We start from the raw sequence: 19,244 nt of genomic DNA, 5'->3' as shown, positions 1-19,244 counted from the left end.
TTAAACAGGCGAAGCAAGAGTGCCGCGAACTAGGTGCTCCCACCCCCCGCGATCGCACCTGGTACTCTTGTATCTGTGCCCCAGCCAGATCGTAGGTGGGCACGCGTCGCAGATTGCTTCTCCTTCTCGCCAGCGCCCGTCCCCGACATGCGCGGCTCGTAGAAATCCTCTCTTCGGCGAACGAACGCGGACACCTTCGCGCTTCGCCACCACTGCCGGTGCCGTGACTTCCACGGACAACACGCGCTACTGACGCTCAGTGACGCGTCCGGCACCTTGCCCGAAAGGCAACACCACACGTATGAGTACCTCTTTCGCCGATCTCGGCGTGCCAACCGCACTCACCTCAGTTCTTGAGCGCGAAGGCAAAACCAACGCATTCCCCATCCAGGCAGACACACTGCCGGACACCCTCGCAGGGCGTGACGTCCTCGGTCGCGGCAAGACTGGCTCCGGCAAGACCCTCGCCTTCTCGCTGCCCATCGTCGCCCGCCTCGGCTCCACCACGTTCAACACCAAGGGCGGCAAGGCCCAGCCTGGACGCCCTCGCGCGCTCGTCTTGGCGCCCACTCGCGAGCTCGCAACCCAGATCGATGCTGTGCTGGCGCCGCTCGCCGCTGCCTATGGCATGAAGACCACCACTATCTTTGGTGGCGTCAACCAGTCTCGCCAGCAGCGCGCCATGGCGCAGGGCGTCGATATCGTTGTGGCTTGCCCGGGCCGTCTCGAAGACCTGATGAAGCAGCGCATCGTCTCTCTCGATGCCATCGAGATCACCGTGCTCGATGAGGCCGACCACATGGCAGACCTCGGCTTCCTGCCCGGTGTTACCCGCATCATGAACGCCACCCCATCCAAGGGGCAGCGCCTCCTGTTCTCCGCGACACTGGACAATGGCGTCGACAAGCTCGTCAAGCGCTTCCTCGACAATCCCACCACGCACAGTGTCGACAGCGCTGAAAGCCCTGTCGAGGCCATGACACACCACGTGTTCCGGGTAGCCGATGCTGAAGCCAAGAAGGAGGTCGTCCGCGCCCTGGCATCAGGTACCGGGCGTCGCATCCTCTTCATGCGCACCAAGCACCACGCGAAGCGTCTTGCCAAGCAGCTCACGTCCGACGGAATCCCCGCGGTTGACCTGCACGGCAACCTGTCACAGAACGCCCGCGACCGTAACCTCGCTGCGTTTGCCTCCGGTGAAGTCAAGGTCCTGGTTGCTACTGACGTCGCCGCACGCGGTGTCCACGTTGACGGCATCGAGCTCGTCATTCACGTCGACCCGCCGGCCGAACACAAGGCATACCTGCACCGTTCGGGTCGTACTGCTCGTGCTGGTTCCGCCGGTGACGTCGTGACCATCGTTCTGCCCGAACAGCGCCGCGACGCAGACCAGCTGCTGCGCCGCGCAAAGATCATCGTGAGCCCTGAGGCAGTCAACGCGACCTCCAAGCAGGTCATCGACCTCATCGGTGAGGTTGCGCCTTACGTGAAGCCCTCTCCCGAGGCTCCCAAGCAGCAGCAGGGTGCCGGTCGCGGCAACGGTCGCGGTCGCAACCGCAACGGCGGCGGACAGCCCGGCAACCGCAACGGTGGTGGGCGCGGACGCGCACGTGGCCAGGGTGCACGCGGTAACGGTGAAGGCCGCTCCGCGACTGCAAACGGTCACCGCAACGACGCCGGCCACGGTTCGTCCAAGCCGGGACAGGGCGGCGGCAACCGAAGCCGCTCCGGCGGTCGCGCATCGCAGGGTAGCAACCGCTCCGCGGCTGACTTCTCCGCGGCCCGCAGCGGCGGGCGTCGCTCGCGCTAGGTCCCGAGCCCGATGGTCCCCGATCCTTTTTGAAGGGCCGGGGATCATCGGGCCCATTCTGGGTGCCCGAGCGCTAAGTCTTGGCCGTGGGGCGACGCAAACTAGCGTCGAGCGCAATGATGGATAGTGCCCAGCGAGCAGTCCCGTTCCAGAAGCTGTGCCGTGGAGCGTCCGTTCGATCCTGGGGCCAGGGGTGTGTCTTGGCGTAGCTCTGAGCTGCATCGAGTTGCGTTCTACTACCGTTTCCCATGAGAGCCGTTACTTGAACTAGTTGTGACAGCACCTCGATTCTTGCTCGTGATTCGCGTTCCGCGGAGCACTTCGCGCCCTGAACGAGCCACACGGATAGTTGCCGATACCGCCGGCGGTCCACGGTCAATCCAAGTTCGGCGACAGCGCCCAATAGCGTGAGCTGCCATCCAATGATGAGAGTGAACGGTCCAGGCAATGCCGCGCGCTTGGCAGCGACATAGAGTTGTGTACGTGCGTTTACTATTGCTGCGCGCAACTGGTCTTGTCGCCTCCGGTGCGCGTCAGCAACCGCCGAACTCAGGAAGATTATCGCCGCGACGACCGGCGAAGCTGCTGTTGCGATGAGGGCGGTCGTTTGCCAATCCATGGCTAGATCATGGCGGCGAGCTGTGGCAAGCGCAATCTTGGGACCACCGACGGGTTGGATGCGGGGACGGATCTGTGAGCGACTGGTTCAGTCGTGACTCGAGGGCAGCACGGCCTCCGAGTCCACGTCCACCGGCGCGCACTCCAAGCCATGCTCGCGCAGGGACTCAGCCAGACGCATCGGCCCTGAGACATACAGCGAGTCCGAGTACCCGGGCGCGGAGACCAGGTACGAGCCGTCAGCGGCAATGAGTGCCACGGGGAAGCGAGTGGCGTCGTGCGTCGCGAACTGGTCAACGTCCGCGAGCCTGGCGTCGCGGATCCGGAGGTGGGCACCGTCTTCCCACCACACGCCTCCATCTTTTGCGGGAACTGAACGCGCGCCGTTGTTTCCCCAGATCACGTTCTCGTTGTACACAGCCCACCCGATGATGTCGATCTGATCGGTCAGTCCGGCATCGGTGATCGCGCGCGACAGCACGCCCCACGTGTGAGGCTCTACGCCGCCCTCGTGCCAGTACCAGTTCCCCTCTGCATCGTCGAAGCCATCCTCAGGCACTCGCCCGGAGGCGACTTCCTCCCGCAGCGAGAGGTCCGCGCTCACGTCCACTCCGAGCGGCGTGAGCATCCGAGCCCAGGTGCGACGCCCGTCGACGCCGGGAGCATCCGGGTCGCCGTTGAGCACAAAGGGAAGGAACACGCGCGTGACCGTCTCGGCATCCAGATCGCACAACCCTGCGACCGTCGGCCTTGGCTCGCCCACGCGTGGCCACACCTGTTCACCGTGATCGATCGGGTACTCCGGGGCGTCGTCGTGGTCGGCGTAGCGTGCCGGCCATGCGAACCGCCGCCACTGCCACCATCGGCGCGGGCTCAGCGGAGACCCAAGGGGAGATGTCCAAGGCGTGGCTTCCGGCATCGCCTGCCTGACGGGGTACGCGTTGTAGCGGCGCCGCATCCTCATGCGTGAAGGTTATAGGAGTCTCCTGCCAGCCGCTCAGTGTGCGGAACGTGGCGGATCCCTACGCTCAGTGACTGCCAGCGTGCCGGGGTGGCGGACCGAAGGCAATGTCGGCAAGCTTTGGGGCCAGGCGATGCGATCACTGGGGCCGCGTGTTGGGACGTTCTCAATCCTGCGTCGATGCCCCACGGAAACCTGAAGGGCGTACCCCTTACCTGGCACGACCGTTCCCGCTAGTGTCGAACGTGTAGGCCTGACCCAAATGAAGGACGTCACGTGAGAACCTCCGCCCGCCGCCTGACAGCCGTGCTCATCGCTGGACTCTTGGCCTCGGGGGTGACGGCCTGTGACAACTTGCCAGATATTGACCCCTCGAATCTGCCGGACATTAGTCTCTCGCCTCGTCCGAGCGACACGTCTGAGCCTGCGCCTGTCGTGACGGAAACCGAGGAGTCTGAGCCTGCACCTGTCGTGACGGAGACCGAAGAGTCGACGCCTTCGCCGGAACCGGAGCAACCGGAAGAGGAAGGTGACGTGCTGTGGTGGCCGTGGGTCTTGCTCGCTCTCGTGGTGCTCACGATCATCATTGCTTTGGCTGTGAAGAACGGGGCCCGGAGCAAGTGGGACTCCCGGCTACGGAAAGCGCGGGCCGAGTTCTCGTGGTTCGAAGACTCGCTGATCCCGCAGATTCTCTCGAAGCCTTCAGCCGCAGAGGCTCAATCCCTGTGGCAAGCGGGCCGGCCACGCGTGCTTGACATCGATCAAGAACTCCACGAGCTCAGCGCCGATGCTCCGACGGACGAGAGGACGAGTCTCGCCGGTAGTGGCCTGGCGGTGTTGCGGTCGCTGACCGCCTCGTTGGACGAGGACACGTCCACGGCGGTGGCAACGGACGCCGATGCTTTGCGGGCACGTCGCGTTGCCGTCGATGAAGCTCGTGCTGAGGCGCGTCGGTGGCTGGCGGCCGCTCAACGCTAGAGCTGTGCAGCGGGTGGTGATGATTTTCTACTGAACCGGGGCGTCCCGGGCCGTGTTGCCTAGAGAGCACCCTGTGAAGTTCGGTAGGCTTGCGAATCGTAGAGTTTGGTAGGTTTCCTAACAAACGCAGTGGTCGATTCGAGGAGCACCCATGGCATCCAGTACGAACGCAGCATTCGCCAAGCCCGTTACCGCAGCTGTAGTTCTCGCCGCTGGCGGTGACGATGCGTCGCGTGGGCTTTTGGCTGAGAAGCTGGGCGACTCGACGGTGGCGCAACTCGCACTTGCCAATGTGCGTGCCGTGGTGCCGGCAAGCCACATTGTTGTGGTTACCGCTCCTGGTGACACCACCATGCGCGACCTCTTGGGCGCTGACCTCACCTATGTGGAGCAGGCGAACCCGCTTGGCACAGGGGACGCCGTGCTCGCAGCACGGGACGCGCTCCCTGCCGATGCTGAGGCCGTGTTGGTGACGTACGCGGACACGCCTCTGTTGCGTACCGACTCTCTCCGGGGAGTGCTGAACCGCCACCACCTGCTGAACGCCGACTTCTCTCTTCTGACGGCCATCATTGACCAGCCCTTGCCGTACGGACGCATTGAGCGTGACGACAATGACAAGGTCAGCGCGATCGTTGAGCCCGAGGACCTGACACACGCTGAGGCCGACCTCCACGAAATCAACGTGGGCTCGTATGTGGCGGCTCCCGAGCGCCTGTTCGCCAAGATTGATGCACTCGCAGCAGCAGGGGAGCACCGCCTCACTGAGGTGGCCCGCCAATTCATCCAGGACGGCTCGACGGTCGTGACGTATCGCAGCCTCGATCCCGATGAGGTGCAGGGCATCAACTCGCCTGAAGAGCACCAGGCTGCAGCGGATATCGTCCTCAAGCGTCTGTTCATGCCCAAGAAGGACACCGACACGACCATCAAGTTCGGCACCGGCGGCTGGCGTGCTGTCATCGGCGAGGGATACACGCTCGGCAACTTGCGCCGGCTCAGCCAAGCTGTGGCCAATGAAGCGACGCGGCAGGGGATCGCTTCGAAGGGTGTGGTCATCGGTGGTGACCGCCGCTTCCTGTCTCGCGAATCGGCCGAAGCCGCCGCCGAGGTCTTTGCCGGAAACAACATTCCGGTGATCCTGCTGCCCGACGACGTCCCGACGCCCCTCGTGACATTTGCCGCTCCTTTCACCAACGCCGCCTACGGCATCATCATCACCTCGAGCCACAACCCGCCCGAGTGGAACGGTGTCAAGGTCTTCCGTGCCGATGGCTCGTTGCCCCTGGATGAGGAAACCGACCGGTACCAGGACGAGGCCAACGCCATGTCCGTCGACGATGTGATCTCGCTTGATCTTGCGCTGGCTCGCAGGGCAGGCATGGTCGTGGAGAAGCCGCTCACCGAGCCCTACATCGATGCGATTGAAGAGATTATCGATGTTGAGGCTGTGCGAGGGTCAGACCTGCGCGTGATCGTGGACCCGATGTACGGCACCAGCCAGTTGACCTTGGGCACCATCTTGTCCGACATGCGTGTGCGCGCAGAGTTCATTCACGCGTCGCACAACCCGCTCTTCGGTGGCATTGCGCCCGCCCCTGACCTCCAGCGCCTGTCTTCCCTGATCAACATCATCGAAGGCGCCAAGGGTGACTTCGACCTCGGTATGGCCACCGACGGTGACTCGGACCGCATCGGCATTGTCGATGAAAAGGGCGAGTACATCACCAGTAACGACCTCTTGCTGCTCCTGTACTGGTACCTCCACGAGGTTCGTGGCGAAAAGGGCGGCGTGGTGCGTAACCTCGCCACGACCCACCTGCTGGACCGCCTGGCGGCTCACTTTGGCGAAGAGTCCTTCGAATGCAAGGTCGGCTTCAAGCACGTCACGGCCGGCATGGACAAGATCGGCGCCGTGCTCGGCGGCGAGTCTTCTGGTGGTCTGACGGTACGTGGCTGGATTCTTGGCAAGGATGGCATCTTTGCGTGCGCCCTCGTCGCCGAGATGCTGGCGCGCACGGGTAAGCGCATCTCCGAACTGCGCGAAATGATCTACGAGATCACCGGTCGCCTCTACACCGAGGAAGCCGGCGTCCCCGCTACCCCTGAGATGCGAGTCGCCGTTCCCCGCCGCCTAGAAGCGGACCCGTTGACCCACATCGGCGAATACCCAGTGAAGTCCATCAGCCACCTGGACGGCACCAAGATTCTGCTCGAGAATGACAACTGGGCGCTCCTGCGCTTCTCCGGAACCGAACCGGTGCTGCGCATGTTCGTTGAAGCGGACAGCCCAGAGAAGGCCACTGAGCTGATGGACTGGCTCAAGAGCTTCGTCACTGCTTAAGATGTGCGCCCTGCCACCTCATGGGTGGCGGGGCGCGATCATCGTCCCCACGCATTACCCCATATCCACGGAAAGAACGGACATCGCCCTTCATGCAGTACGGCCACTTCGACACTGAGAATGACGAATACGTCATCACCCGCCCCGACGTCCCCGTTTCGTGGACTAACTATCTGGGTACCAAGAACATGTGCACCGTGCTGTCGCACAACGGTGGTGGCTATTCGTACTACAAGTCTTCGCAGTACGGGCGAATCTCACGTTTCCGTCAGAACGGCGTCCCGCTCGACCGTCCCGGTCACTACGTCTACGTGCGTGACAACGAGGACGGCGACTACTGGTCATCCGCGTGGCAGCCTGTGGGCAAGCCCTTCGAAGGTGAAGGCGCCGCCAAGTACACGACCGCTCACGGCCTGGGCTATTCGCGCTTTGAGTCGAGCTACCGTGGCATTGACACGTCGCACACGATCTTCATCCCGTTGGATGATGACGTTGAACTGTGGGACGTGCGTGTCACCAACACCACGGACAAGCCGCGTGAACTGACCGTTGGCTCATATGTGGAGTTCTCCTTCCACACCATCGAGATCGACAACCAGAACCTCCAGATGTCGCTCTACGCTTCGGGGTCGTCGTATGAAGACGGCATCATCGAGTACGACTTCTACTACGAGCCCTGGACGTTCCACTACTTCTGCTCGTCGGAGACCCCGGACTCCTACGACTCCCTACGTGACAACTTCATCGGCCCCTACCGCGATGAGCGCAACCCCATTGCCATCGAGCGTGGAGAAGGCACCAACGAGTCCGCCACCACCCAGAACCACTGTGGCTCGTTGCAGCACAAGGTCACGCTGCAGCCCGGCGAGACCAAGCGCCTGGTGTACATGCTGGGCTATGGCTCGCGTGACGAGGTCGCGCGCCCCATTCAGGCCAAGTATGCCGATGTCGCCAATGTCGACGCCGAGTTCGCTGCGCTTCGTCAGTATTGGAAGAACAAGCAGGACAAGCTGCGCATCACCACCCCGCACGAGGGTATGAACACGATGATCAACTCGTGGACCCTTCTGCAGGCAGAGACCTGTGTGGTCTGGTCCCGCTTTGCCTCGTTCGTTGAGGTCGGCGGCCGTACCGGCCTGGGCTACCGCGACACTGCGCAGGACGTCATGAGCGTCATCCACTCCAACCCCACCAAGACCCGTCAGCGCATCGTGGAGTTGCTGCGCGCCCAGGTCTCCAGTGGCTACGGAATCCACCTGTTCGATCCCAAGTCCTTTGACCCCGACGCGGAGAAGTTGCCTGACATCCCGTCGCCCACGATTGTGCCGACGCCGTCGATGGACGATCTGATTCACGGACTCGAGGACACCTGCTCGGACGACCACCTGTGGCTCGTGCCATCGATCGTGGAGTACGTCAAGGAGACCGGCGACCACGCGTTCCTCGACGAGGTGTACGCCTTTGCCGATGGTCCTGAGGCTACGGTTTACGAGCACCTCAAGGCCGCGCTGAACTTCTCTGCCGAGCAGATCGGTCAGAACGGTGTGGCACTGGGTCTGCGTGCTGACTGGAACGACTGCCTGAACCTTGGCGGCGGAGAGACCTCCTTGGTCACCTTCCTGCACGCCTGGGCCATCAACGCCTTCCTCGAGGTCGCAGAGCACCGCGGAGACGACGACGCCATCGCTACGTACACAGCCGAGCGCGAGCGCATCGCCAAGGTCGCGGACGAGCAGCTGTGGGACGGCAAGTGGTGGATTCGCGGTTACACCCGCGACGGCGTGAAGGTCGGCTCAAACGAGAACAAGGAAGGCAAGATCTTCCTCGAGCACCAGGCGTGGCCCGTGATTGCTGGCATCACATCGCAGGAGCGTGGTGAGACGTCGATGGACTCGGTGCGCGAACTCCTCGGGTCGGAGTACGGTAACCACCTCAACTGGCCCGCGTTCACTGAGGTCGACGACACCGTCGGCTTCGTGACTCGCGTCTACCCGGGCATCAAGGAGAACGCAGCAATCTTCTCCCACCCCAATGCCTGGCCCATCATCGCGGAAGCGATGCTGGGACGCGGCGACGAGGCGGTCGACTTCTACGACAAGATCCTGCCCTTCAACCAGAACGACAACATTGAGGTCCGTGGCTCGGAGCCCTACGCCTATGTCCAGTTCCTCTATGGCCGTGACCACGAGTGGTTCGGCAAGGCGCAGAACCCGTGGCTCACCGGCACCGCAGGTTGGATGTACACGGCCGCCACCAAATACATCCTCGGTATCCGCCTTGCCTTCGACGGCCTTGTCGTTGACCCATCGATCCCGAAGGACTGGGACGGCTTTGAGGTGCGCCGCGAATGGCGCGGTGCCGTCTACAACATTGAGGTCAAGAACCCCTCGCACGTCTCTAAGGGCGTTGCTTCGGTGACAGTTGACGGCAACGAGGTCGACGCATTGGCCCCCATCCCGGTCCAGCCCGAGGGCGCCGAGGTGTCCGTGGTCGTCACGCTCGGCTAATCCCACGCGTCACAACAGTCTCCAACGCCTCGCGGCGTTGGGCACCGGTCAATACGGCCGATGCCCAGGGTCGCGGGGCGTTGTTGCGCTAGCGTGGCACCTATCAGGCGTGAGGTTCCGCGAGGCGCCCGGCATGCGCGACGTCACGGTGGACACGAGGTGATGATGAGCGGCAAGAGCACCCCAGCATCGGCGGGGCAGAATCCCAGCGCCCGCGGTGAGGCAAGTCGCGACAAGTGGTCGAGCCAGACAGCCTTCATTCTCGCGGCGGTCGGGTCTGCCGTCGGGCTAGGCAACATTTGGCGATTCCCCGGGGAGGCCTACGACAACGGCGGGGGAGCGTTCATGATCCCCTATCTGATTGCTCTGATCACTGCTGGAATTCCGATCCTGTTTCTTGACCACGCCATCGGACACCGTTTTCGTGGCTCCTCGCCCCTTGCCCTGAGAAGGGCTGCCCGCGGAGGTGAAGCCGTGGGGTGGTGGCACGTCGCCGTATGTTTCATCATCGGCCTGTACTACACGGTGATCATCGCGTGGGCGTTGTCCTACTTCTTCTTCAGCTTCAACCTGTCCTATGCCGATGATCCCGGTGGCTTCTTCAGCAACGAATTCTTGCAAGCAGGGGAGCCAGGCTTCAGCGTCGACTTCGTCCCCGGCGTCCTGCTTCCTCTCGCAGCAATATGGCTCGTGACCATCGTGGTGCTCGCGCTCGGTGTGTCCAAGGGCGTAGAGAAGCTCAACGTGGTTGCCATTCCTTTGCTCATGGTGACGTTCACCGCGCTGGTAGTCCGGGCCCTTTTCCTCGACGGAGCTGCGGACGGCTTGGACGCGCTTTTCTCACCTGACTTTGCCGCTCTGGCCGACCCCGCTGTCTGGATAGCGGCCTATGGGCAAATCTTCTTCTCGCTCTCCATCGCCTACGGAATCATGATTACCTATGCGTCGTATCGCAAGCGTCGTTCGAATGTGACCGGACCGGCGCTCGTGGTGGCATTCAGCAACTCATCCTTTGAGTTGTTGGCGGGCATCGGAGTCTTCTCCACGATTGGCTTTCTGGCGGCGCAGCAGGGCGTTGCGGTAGCCGACGTCGATGGGTTGACGGGCATCACGTTGTCCTTTGTCACGTTCCCCGCCGTCATTGCACAAATGCCCGGCGGCGCGCTGTTCGGAGCACTGTTCTTTGGGTCGCTCTTGCTGGCAGGCCTGACATCGCTCGTCTCGGTGTTGCAAGTGGTGCTCTCAGCAATTCAAGAGAAGTTCGGGCTCAACCCGCGCCGGACCGCGTTGTGGATCTGCATCCCCATGGCGCTCGTGTCGATGGTGGGCTTTGGCACCACGACGGGCCTGTACTTGTTGGACACCCTGGATCAGTGGTCGAACCAACTCGGTATTGTGGCGGGCGCCTTCCTGATGGTGGTCGTGGTGCTGTGGACTGGCCGCCGTGGGCAAGAACTTGCCCGGCACCTCTCTGCCGTTTCCACGATGCGGGTAGGGCGCATCTGGCTGGCGACCACGTCACTCGTCGCGGTATTGCTCATGTACATGTTCGCGGACAAGGTCATCACCCTCGTGAGCGAGGGGTATGGCGGCTACCCCGACTGGTACATCGCGGTCTTTGGTTGGGGCACACTCGCGTTCATTGTCGTGGCGGCGCTGGTGATGCCAGCGATTCCGTGGGCGCAAGGCAAGCAAGACTTCGAGGCATGGCCCACGCGCGCGCAACTTGGCCTTGAGACCGCGGGTCACGCTACGGGCAACGCTCACAGTGATCGCCAAGGAGGAGTGTCATGAGCGCCGATGCGATAGTTCTGATGGTGATCACGCTCACCGTGGTCTGGGGAGGGCTCATCGTCGCGATCCTCGCCTTGCGCGCACGTCCCGAGCGCGAGGACATGCCGGAGGGTGGCAATGACGACGAGGCAGACGGGCAGGGCGCGGTTCACGGTGGTGAACACGAGTGAGTCAGCCACGCAAACCGCCTCCCACCTGGGGCAACTATCAGGCCTCCATCGGGGACCGCTCTGCACTGTTCGCCCTGGTCACGCGTCATTGGGGCTCCGAGCGCGCGCTCTATCCAGGCTGCTACCTGGACCTAGCGCCGTCGACGGCGATCAAGGACGTCACCTATCTTGACGTGGACAAACGTGCCGCCAAGTACTTCGCTACGGAGGGTCTGCCCGAGTCTGAACTCGAGGACCACGGCATTGCGGGGGAGCGCCGCATCCGGTTTATCCATGCCGACTACGCCGATGAGTTACCGCTGGACCCCGCTGCCTACGACGTGGTGATCTCGCTCTATGCGGGGTTCATCTGGGATCGTTTCGCACGGTATCTCGCGCCACGCGGTCTGTTGCTGGCCAACACGAGCCACGGTGATGCCTGCATCGCGGCCCTCGATCCGAGCCTCACCCTGGTGGGCGTGGTGCATCACGAGGATGGACGTTACTCCCTTTCCTGCGATGAGCTTGATACCTATCTCATCCCGAAAAAGCGCGAACAGGCCGATGCTGAGCTAATCCGCGCCGCCGGTAAAGGGATTGCCTATACCCGCACGGGGTTCGCGTACATCTTTCAGAAGGACATGTAGCGGCTACTGGCTTGCATCCACGGCTTGACCCGCATCAACCACTTCACCCACAAGACGCTCAATCACGTCTTCCAGCATTGCTGCGCCGATGATCGTGTCGTCCTTCACCACCAACGCGATGTGTGTTCCACGGGCCTGCATCGCGGTTAGTGCCGACTCGAGTGAGGCATCGGCAGAGATCGTGGTGAGCGGACGAATCGCCTCACGGGGAACCGGTTTGGTCGCTCCACCTCGGGGGACCTCAACGAAGTCCTTGAGGTGCAGGTAGCCCACATACTCACCGGAGTCATCCACCACGGGGAAGCGGGAGAACCCGGTGCGCAATGAGATCTTTTGCGCCTTCTGCGGTGTGACATCGGTGGACAGCGTCTCGAGTTCCGAGGAGGGGGTCACCACGGTCTCGACAGTCTCAAAGGACAGCGTCAGCGAGCCGGACAGTACCTGGTGCTCTTCCTCGTCAAGTAGTCCTTCCTTGCGGGACTGTGCAACGAAGGCAGCGACCTGATCAGCGCTAAAGGCCGATTCGACCTCCTCCTTAGGCTCCACCTTCAGGAGCCGGAGCACACAGTTGGCAATCCAGTTCAACATCCAAATGATGGGCTTAAGGATCCACACGATGCCGTACAGCAGTGGGCCTAGCAGGATCGCCGTGCGTTCCGGAGCTGCCAGCGCAAAGTTCTTGGGAACCATCTCACCCAGGACCATGTGCAGGAAGACCACGAGGCCCAGCGCAATAGCGAAAGCGATGCCGTGAAGCCATGCGCCTTCGATACCGATAGCAGCCAGCGGCTTCTCGATCTGGTGCGCCACTGCAGGCTCACCGATGGCACCCAAACCTAGAGAACAAATGGTGATGCCGAGCTGAGCGCCGGCCATCATCAGGGACACGCGCTCCATGGCACGCACGGTGATGCGAGCCGGCCACGATCCTTCAGCCGCGTAGGGCTCAACCTGGGAGCGGCGTGCAGAGACCAGCGCAAACTCCGCGCCCACAAAGAACGCGTTACCGATCAGCAGCAAGATGGCGATTCCCATCGCGGTCCAGTCACTCATCGTCGGCCTCCTCTTCATCGAAGACGTCGCGTGTCTGGGTCTCCACCATCACGCGATCCACGCGGTGGCCGTCGAGGCGGGTCACGGTGATGCGGACATCAATGGGGGTGGGGATGTCGTCCTCGTCACGGTGCGTCTCGTCGCGAGCCTCAAGCGTGACTTGGTCACCCAAGTGGGGAAAGCGTTCCAGATGCTCGGTCAGGAGGCCGCCGATAGTGTCTGACTCGCGAGCCTCGGGCATGTCGATACCCATGATGTCGCCAGCCTCGTCGGGCCTCAGCAAGCCGGAGAAAGACCATTTGTCGTCGTCAATCTGACGGTGACGAGCGAGCGGCCGGTCTTGTTCGTCCTCAATCTCGCCAACGATCTCTTCGACGAGGTCCTCCAGGGTCACAATGCCATCGGTGCCGCCGTACTCGTCTACGACGACAGCAATCTGCGAGCCTCGTCGCAGAGCGTCGAGGACAGCGGAGAGGGGCATGGTGGAGGGAACGGATTCCACGTCCATGCAGATCTCACGCACGCGCGTGGTCTTGCGTTGACGTACCGGGACTCCCAATGCCTTCTTGAAGTGTGCAACGCCCACGATGTCGTCCACATCTTCGCCCACGACAGGGAATCGTGCGTGACCGGTGCGGGCCGCGAGTTCGAGCACAGCGGCAACACTGTCATCGGCTTCCACAAAGGTCACGCGCGTCCGCGGCGTCATAGCGTCGGAAGCCGTCCGCTCCTTCATTTCCGCTGCGCGGGCAAGACGGATAGCGACCCGTGGCTCGAGTGTGCCTTGGGCTGCTGAGCGGGACGCCAGAGATTCGAACTCCTGTGCCGAACGCGCTGACGCCAACTCCTCACGTGGCTCGATGCCTAGACGGCGGACAAGCCAGTTGGCAGAACCGTTGAGGAACCGAATGAGGGGTCCAGCGAACCAGGTGAACCCACGCTGAGCCCCAGCCACTGCACGACCCACACGCAGTGGCTCGGCGAGTGCCCAGTTCTTTGGCACCAACTCACCAAAAACCATCTGCGTTGCGGTAGCGATGATGAAGGCGATGGTGATCGCCACCGCAGATGCGGTGGCATCAGGAAGGCCGGTGGCCTCGAGCCCTGGACGCATGAGGGTCGCTAGGGACGGTTCTGCAATAAAACCCACCAACAGGCTGGTGACGGTGATGCCCAATTGGGCTCCCGAGAGTTCCGTCGACAGGGTGCGAAGCCCCTTGTGCAGCGAGATTGCTCGCTTGTCTCCGTCTTGCGCGGCCTGGTCAACGGTGGCACGGTCAACGGTGACGAACGCGAACTCGGCCGCGACAAACAGTGCGTTGGCGGCAATGAGGAGGATCGCGAGGACAAGCAGAAATGCGGCCGCGGTCATGCGCGCAATCCAGACTTCTCACCGGAGGCGAACCGCGCGGAGAATGGGGGAAGGACAGGGGCAGGCGCCATGCTGCACAACAGGGGTGCGAGCTGGCGCTTCGGACTATGGCCGTCGGGCATGAAGGAATCATACGGGATTCTCAGGGGTGTTGTCTGGCCGTTGTTTGCAGTGGCGCATAGTGTGAAAACCAGTGTTGCTACAAACGCGGCACAGAGCCCCAAGGAGCATCGCCATGGAACGCACACACGAGTCGGTTGACGAGTTCATTCGCACCGAGGACGTTGATGGATCGTTGGCCTTGATTGACGCGATTGTGGTGGACGAGTTGCGCCAGGCGGCGAGGGTTGTGTGGCGCGGGGTTTTCTGGGGAGGTACCGAACAGGCGATCATCGGTTACGGAGATATCGAGCAACCACGTCCTCGTGGGAAGACTGTGGAGTGGTTTCTGATCGGTCTTGCCAGGCAAAAGGACTACATCAGCCTTTATGTGAATGCGGCCGATGGTGGAGAGTACCTGGCAAAGAAGTATGGGCCCTTGTTGGGTAAAACAAAGGTGGGCTCTGCATCAATCAGTTTCCGGGCTGCCGAGGGGCTCGACCTGGGTGTCCTCCGGGACATGGTGCGGCACGCGGCCAAGGTGCAGCCGTACTCTTGAGCAGGGTTGACCGTTCAGATAGTGCACAGTCAGTTGCTCTGAGCCGCACAGGTGTTGCATCGGATGCAACATCCAGGTGAAAAACGGGTGAATCTACGCACGGCTTCCTGAAATTACGTGATTTCCCGTATGCCCATGATCACTAGCGCCTCGCTAGCGTTCCGGTGTCCGTGATGGAACACAAGAACAGAGCAATGAGGCCTGATCGATGAGCACATGGAAATCGCGCACAATGCGCCACCCGTCAACCCCAGGACGCGTCGCGACGCGCACGGCCTGGATCACCACCGCAGCACTGGGCATGAGTGTCCTCGCTGCCTCGAGCGCATCCGCCGGCAAGGACGTCGACGATGCACCGGATCCCGATGGCATCAACGGGTACCGTTCTGTGGGCTACTTTCAGGCCCACGCCCCCAGCAAGGATGGCCGTGACTATCAGGTCGCGGACATCATTGAGTCAGGCGCAGCTGATCACCTGACGCACATTAACTACTCCTTCGGCAACGTCACCACCGATCTCGTGTGTGACATCACCGATGAACTCGCGCCGGACGATGCTGTGGATCCCGGCCAAGTGGACGGCGATCCGCTGAACGATTACCAGCGCCTCGTGTCGGCTGCCGATTCCGTTGACGGTGTTGCAGATGCCGAAGGTCAGGCGCTTGCCGGCAACTTCAACCAGCTACTCAAACTCAAAGAGGAGTACCCCGACCTCAAGATCCTCATCTCCCTCGGTGGATGGACCTGGTCGGACAACTTCTCTGATGCATCGCTGACCGCCGAAAGCCGCGAGCGCCTCGTCGACTCGTGCTTGGACATCTACATCGACGGTGACCTGCCTGTGGCCGATGGCTTTGGTGGCGAAGGTGTCGCGGCGGGAGTGTTTGACGGCATCGACATTGACTGGGAGTGGCCTGCCGCGAACGGTGAACACCCCAGCCCCAATCCAGATGTCGACAAAGAGAATTTCCTGTCGTTGCTCGAGGAGTTCCGTGCCCAGTTGGACGAGCGTGGTGAAGCGAATGACGAGGACTATCTCCTCACCGGTTTCGCACCAGCAGGCTGGTCTCCCCGAACTAACGGTGGCTGGGTTGACCCGCGAGCCGTGGCGACCTTCGACTACCTGAACATCCAGGGCTACGACTATCACGGGACCTGGGTGACCAACCGCACCGGCCACCAAGGAAACCTGCACGCATACGAATGGCCTACCGACCCGACGGCACCCGAGGGCGAGCAGACCACTGCGAACTGGGGCCTGGCGGCAGATGGACTCCTGAACGCGTACAAGGCTGCAGGCTATGCACCGGAGCAGATCAACCTTGGAATGGCTATCTACGGTCAGGGTTGGGAAGGCGTGGAGAACGGAGACGTTCCCGGCGCTGCCGCCACGGGCGCCATCGGCACCAAGACCTACGACGAACTCCAGAACATTGGAGAGGAGTACTACGACGAAGCCGCAGGTGCCGCATGGCGATATGACGGAGACCAGTGGTGGAGCCTGGACACGACGACTTCCGTGCGGGCAAAGTCCGCGTGGTTGGCTGAGAACGACTTCGGCGGAGCCATGTGGTGGGATCTTTCGGGAGACAAGGACGCTGATCTGGTCACTGAGGTAGGCAATGTGTTTGCCGGAGCCACGCCTGGACCGCGTGTCAGTGAGACTTGCGCCGCACCCTGGTATGCCACCACCACATACACGCGCGGCGATGTCGTCGCCGTCGACGGCATGGAGTACGAGGCCCGCTGGTGGGTGCGTGAATTCGCCCCAGGTGGCAAGGCCGGTCATGCGTGGAAGCAACTCGGCGAATGTGGAACCTCAGGAACTGCTCCTGTGGTCGAGGAGTGCGCGCCGGTCTGGGATGACGAGGCCCGGTACAAGCGCAAGAACACCGTCTCGTTTGCTGGCGTGAATCACGAGGCGCGCTGGTGGAACTCCAACGAAGTCCCCGGTGTGGAGCCATGGGGCCCGTGGGAGGCCAGCGCACTGTGCAGCTGATTCGCGAAGCATAGTTCGGGTGCAGGCTCTCTCGCGAGGAGCGTCCGCACCACTCAGGGAAAGGGCCGATGTCGGGGTGACCCGGCATCGGCCCTTTGCCGTGTGCTGTGGCCATGTGGATAACTCAATCCGTGCACTCGGTGACAAGTAGCGTCGACGTTGAAGGCATCGCCACAACTCACGCCAAGGGGGCACTATGACCGCGGACATCACTACTGATCAGGCAGCGCCACCGGGGCAGCCTTTGCTACAGCCGCATCATCAACGGGGGCCCAGCCGTGCGATGAGCCTCATGGTCATCGGCATCTCCTTCGCGCTCGCGGCATGTGTCCCAGTCAGCGAACCACCGCGCTCCGCGGATTCACCCGCCAACGTCGGTACCTGGTGGGGCAAGTCCCGGCCCGGTGGTGACTCGGTGCCACCGGGGGGCCAGGGCGGCGAGACGCTCGACGGGCAAGCAGACGATGCCGACACCCACGCGGCCGACGTCCACCCCAAAGTCCAGGAAGCAATCGACGCACAAGACGGCTCGTGGGCCGCGGGCCAGGCTGCCTTGAAGTCAAGTGACCCGGCGAGCACGTGGATGCTCGACGGGCAACCAGTGGTCCACACGCTCTACGAAGAAGGTGAGTGGCAAGCGACGCTCGCTGAGGGGAACCTCCAGACACCGTGCTTCGACTGGCATCTGGGTACGGATGTCAACGCACCCTTTCCCTCCGTGCCCGCACGATGCGCCGTTGACCTGGAATGGTTGGACCCAGACACCGGCGAGAGTGCTCTCCTGGGAATCGCTGTCGTGCCTACCAGCATGACTGCGGAACAGTACCTGGGAGCGCTCGCGGTCGACGTCCTCGATGGGTGGGCCACAGACGAGGTTATCGACGGCATCTACACGACCCACATCACTCTCCAGCATGGTGATGGCGGTTGGCAGACCATGGTCATCAAAAACCTCCCAGGGCCCAACCCCGGCTCCACATCTGAGGACAACGGTGCGCTCCTGGTGGCCTACTCGAGCCAAGACCCTGCTGTTGCGGAAGCCGTTGCTGACCAGGTCTTGGTGATTGCGGACCCGGTCAACACAGTGTGAGTGACTTCTTGTCAGACTCGCTGAGACGCAATCCTTGAATGCGCATCGAACATATGTTCGAATGTGTGCATGCGTTGGGATAGCCAGGCCACACAAGTCGCACAACCAGATGTACTGCCCGGGCTAGCGCGCCTCAACACATTCATCCGGTCAGTCCGGACCCCGGAATTTGCTGGAGTCACGTTCCATGAAATTCACGCCAAGAGCGCACTCAACAAAGTCGGCCACACCAGCGCAATGCCGTTCACCTGGACCATCAACCCTTATCGCGGTTGTTCCCACGCTTGCGTGTACTGCTTCGCGCGCCCTAGCCACGAGTACCTTGAACTCGACAGCGGCGACGACTTCGACAACCAAGTCATCGTCAAGACAAACATCGTTGAGGCGCTACGAGCGGATCTCGCTAAGAAGTCATGGAAGAGAGAGCACGTCGCTCTCGGCACGAACACGGACCCCTACCAACGTGCCGAGGGCCGCTACCAGCTCATGCCCGGGATCATTGAAGCGCTCGCTGAATCCGGCACGCCCATGTCGATCCTCACCAAGGGAACTTTGTTGCGGCGCGACCTGCCACGGCTTCAACACGCGGCCACACGAGTGCCCGTGGATATCGCGATGTCGATCGCCATCTTCGACGACGAACTGCAGCGCACCATCGAGCCGGGAACTCCATCGACAGCTGCACGCCTCGCTACCGTCACAGCCGCTGTCGACGCAGGCTTTCACGTGTCGGTCTTTATGATGCCGATCCTGCCTTACCTGACTGATTCCGCCGAGCAGCTCAACGACGCCCTAGAGCGCATCAAAGCGGCAGGGGCCACGTCCGTGACGTATAGCGCCATGCATCTGCGCCCAGGGGTCAAGGAATGGTTCGCGCGCTGGCTCAACACGCATCGACCCGATCTCACTCCGCGCTACCGCCGCTTGTACGGAGACGATGCCTATGCGCCGGCGGCCTACCGCAAGAAGCTCGCGGCGCGGATACGTCCTCTGATTCGAGACCATGGACTGGCTCCAGCCGTGGAGGACCCCAACACGGGATCGATGGGATCAACCGCTGCCGCTCAGGAACGAGTTGTGGGGGCTCGAGTGAGCGCTCGCGACAGCGACGGATTGTGGCGCCGCCGCCCCAACAAAGAACGGACGTCGGCGCCAGACGGTGAGCAGCCAGCGCTCTTTGCCCTCTGAGCCCCTGCTTCGTGACGTGTGTCCGCGCCTCGTGTGAGCGCACCGCTCATCGCTCGCGTCGATACGATGGTCACGC

General features: G+C 62.3%; 14 protein-coding genes. 11 read left to right on the top strand and 3 right to left on the bottom strand.

All coding sequences use genetic code 11. From position 1 onward, the window contains the following. Window positions 1-301: 301 nt before the first annotated feature. Window positions 302-1,810: a DEAD/DEAH box helicase gene (locus tag AOP79_RS08725; RefSeq protein ID WP_062072670.1), complete on the top strand. Its 1,509-nt coding sequence runs from the start codon at window positions 302-304 to the stop codon at window positions 1,808-1,810. 706 nt (window positions 1,811-2,516) lie between these two features. On the opposite strand, the gene AOP79_RS08715 is transcribed toward AOP79_RS08725, so the two are convergent. Then, complete coding sequence (locus AOP79_RS08715) at window positions 2,517-3,392, bottom strand: hypothetical protein (RefSeq protein ID WP_152648080.1); 876 nt, start codon at window positions 3,390-3,392, stop codon at window positions 2,517-2,519. A gap of 273 nt (window positions 3,393-3,665) precedes the next feature. Here AOP79_RS08715 and AOP79_RS08710 point away from each other — a divergent pair, with 273 nt between their 5' ends. The 6 genes from AOP79_RS08710 (at window position 3,666) to AOP79_RS08690 (ending at window position 11,808) form a co-directional block, all read left to right on the top strand. Continuing rightward, window positions 3,666-4,367 (top strand): hypothetical protein, encoded by a 702-nt coding sequence (locus tag AOP79_RS08710; protein ID WP_062072665.1) that lies wholly within the window; start codon window positions 3,666-3,668, stop codon window positions 4,365-4,367. A 151-nt stretch (window positions 4,368-4,518) separates the two neighbouring features. Then, entirely contained in the window at window positions 4,519-6,711 is a 2,193-nt protein-coding gene (locus tag AOP79_RS08705; protein WP_062072663.1) for an NTP transferase domain-containing protein, read from the top strand. A 92-nt stretch (window positions 6,712-6,803) separates the two neighbouring features. Continuing rightward, window positions 6,804-9,218, top strand: coding sequence for a glycoside hydrolase family 94 protein (locus AOP79_RS08700; protein ID WP_062072661.1), 2,415 nt, complete (start codon window positions 6,804-6,806; stop codon window positions 9,216-9,218). Between the two features lie 165 nt (window positions 9,219-9,383). After that, complete coding sequence (locus tag AOP79_RS08695) at window positions 9,384-11,012, top strand: sodium-dependent transporter (protein WP_082093535.1); 1,629 nt, start codon at window positions 9,384-9,386, stop codon at window positions 11,010-11,012. Continuing rightward, complete coding sequence (locus AOP79_RS11590) at window positions 11,009-11,182, top strand: methionine/alanine import family NSS transporter small subunit (RefSeq protein ID WP_082093501.1); 174 nt, start codon at window positions 11,009-11,011, stop codon at window positions 11,180-11,182. Before AOP79_RS08695 ends, AOP79_RS11590 begins: the two co-directional genes overlap by 4 nt. After that, window positions 11,179-11,808, top strand: coding sequence for a class I SAM-dependent methyltransferase (locus AOP79_RS08690; RefSeq protein WP_062072659.1), 630 nt, complete (start codon window positions 11,179-11,181; stop codon window positions 11,806-11,808). Before AOP79_RS11590 ends, AOP79_RS08690 begins: the two co-directional genes overlap by 4 nt. Before the next feature lie 3 nt (window positions 11,809-11,811). Here AOP79_RS08690 and AOP79_RS08685 read toward each other — a convergent pair whose 3' ends face one another. Continuing rightward, a complete protein-coding gene (locus AOP79_RS08685; protein WP_062072657.1) occupies window positions 11,812-12,861 on the bottom strand; it encodes a hemolysin family protein in 1,050 nt (349 codons plus the stop codon). Further along, window positions 12,854-14,233, bottom strand: a complete 1,380-nt coding sequence (locus AOP79_RS08680; protein ID WP_062072655.1) for a hemolysin family protein — start codon at window positions 14,231-14,233, stop codon at window positions 12,854-12,856. Before AOP79_RS08680 ends, AOP79_RS08685 begins: the two co-directional genes overlap by 8 nt. A 235-nt stretch (window positions 14,234-14,468) precedes the next feature. On the opposite strand from AOP79_RS08680, the gene AOP79_RS08675 reads away from it, so the two are divergent. From AOP79_RS08675 to AOP79_RS08660, 4 genes are all read left to right on the top strand, one after another. Next, window positions 14,469-14,891, top strand: a complete 423-nt coding sequence (locus AOP79_RS08675; protein ID WP_062072653.1) for a hypothetical protein — start codon at window positions 14,469-14,471, stop codon at window positions 14,889-14,891. Window positions 14,892-15,099: 208 nt separating this feature from the next. Beyond that, window positions 15,100-16,890 (top strand): glycosyl hydrolase family 18 protein, encoded by a 1,791-nt coding sequence (locus AOP79_RS08670; protein WP_082093500.1) that lies wholly within the window; start codon window positions 15,100-15,102, stop codon window positions 16,888-16,890. Window positions 16,891-17,086: 196 nt separating this feature from the next. After that, a complete protein-coding gene (locus AOP79_RS08665) occupies window positions 17,087-17,980 on the top strand; it encodes a hypothetical protein (protein ID WP_152648079.1) in 894 nt (297 codons plus the stop codon). 69 nt (window positions 17,981-18,049) lie between these two features. Then, complete coding sequence (locus AOP79_RS08660; RefSeq protein ID WP_082093499.1) at window positions 18,050-19,168, top strand: Rv2578c family radical SAM protein; 1,119 nt, start codon at window positions 18,050-18,052, stop codon at window positions 19,166-19,168. Window positions 19,169-19,244 lie beyond the last annotated feature (76 nt).

The sequence above is a fragment of the Demequina sediminicola genome, assembly GCF_000975055.1.
Classification (GTDB): domain Bacteria; phylum Actinomycetota; class Actinomycetes; order Actinomycetales; family Demequinaceae; genus Demequina; species Demequina sediminicola.
This window is presented reverse-complemented; position numbering and strand designations above follow the sequence as displayed.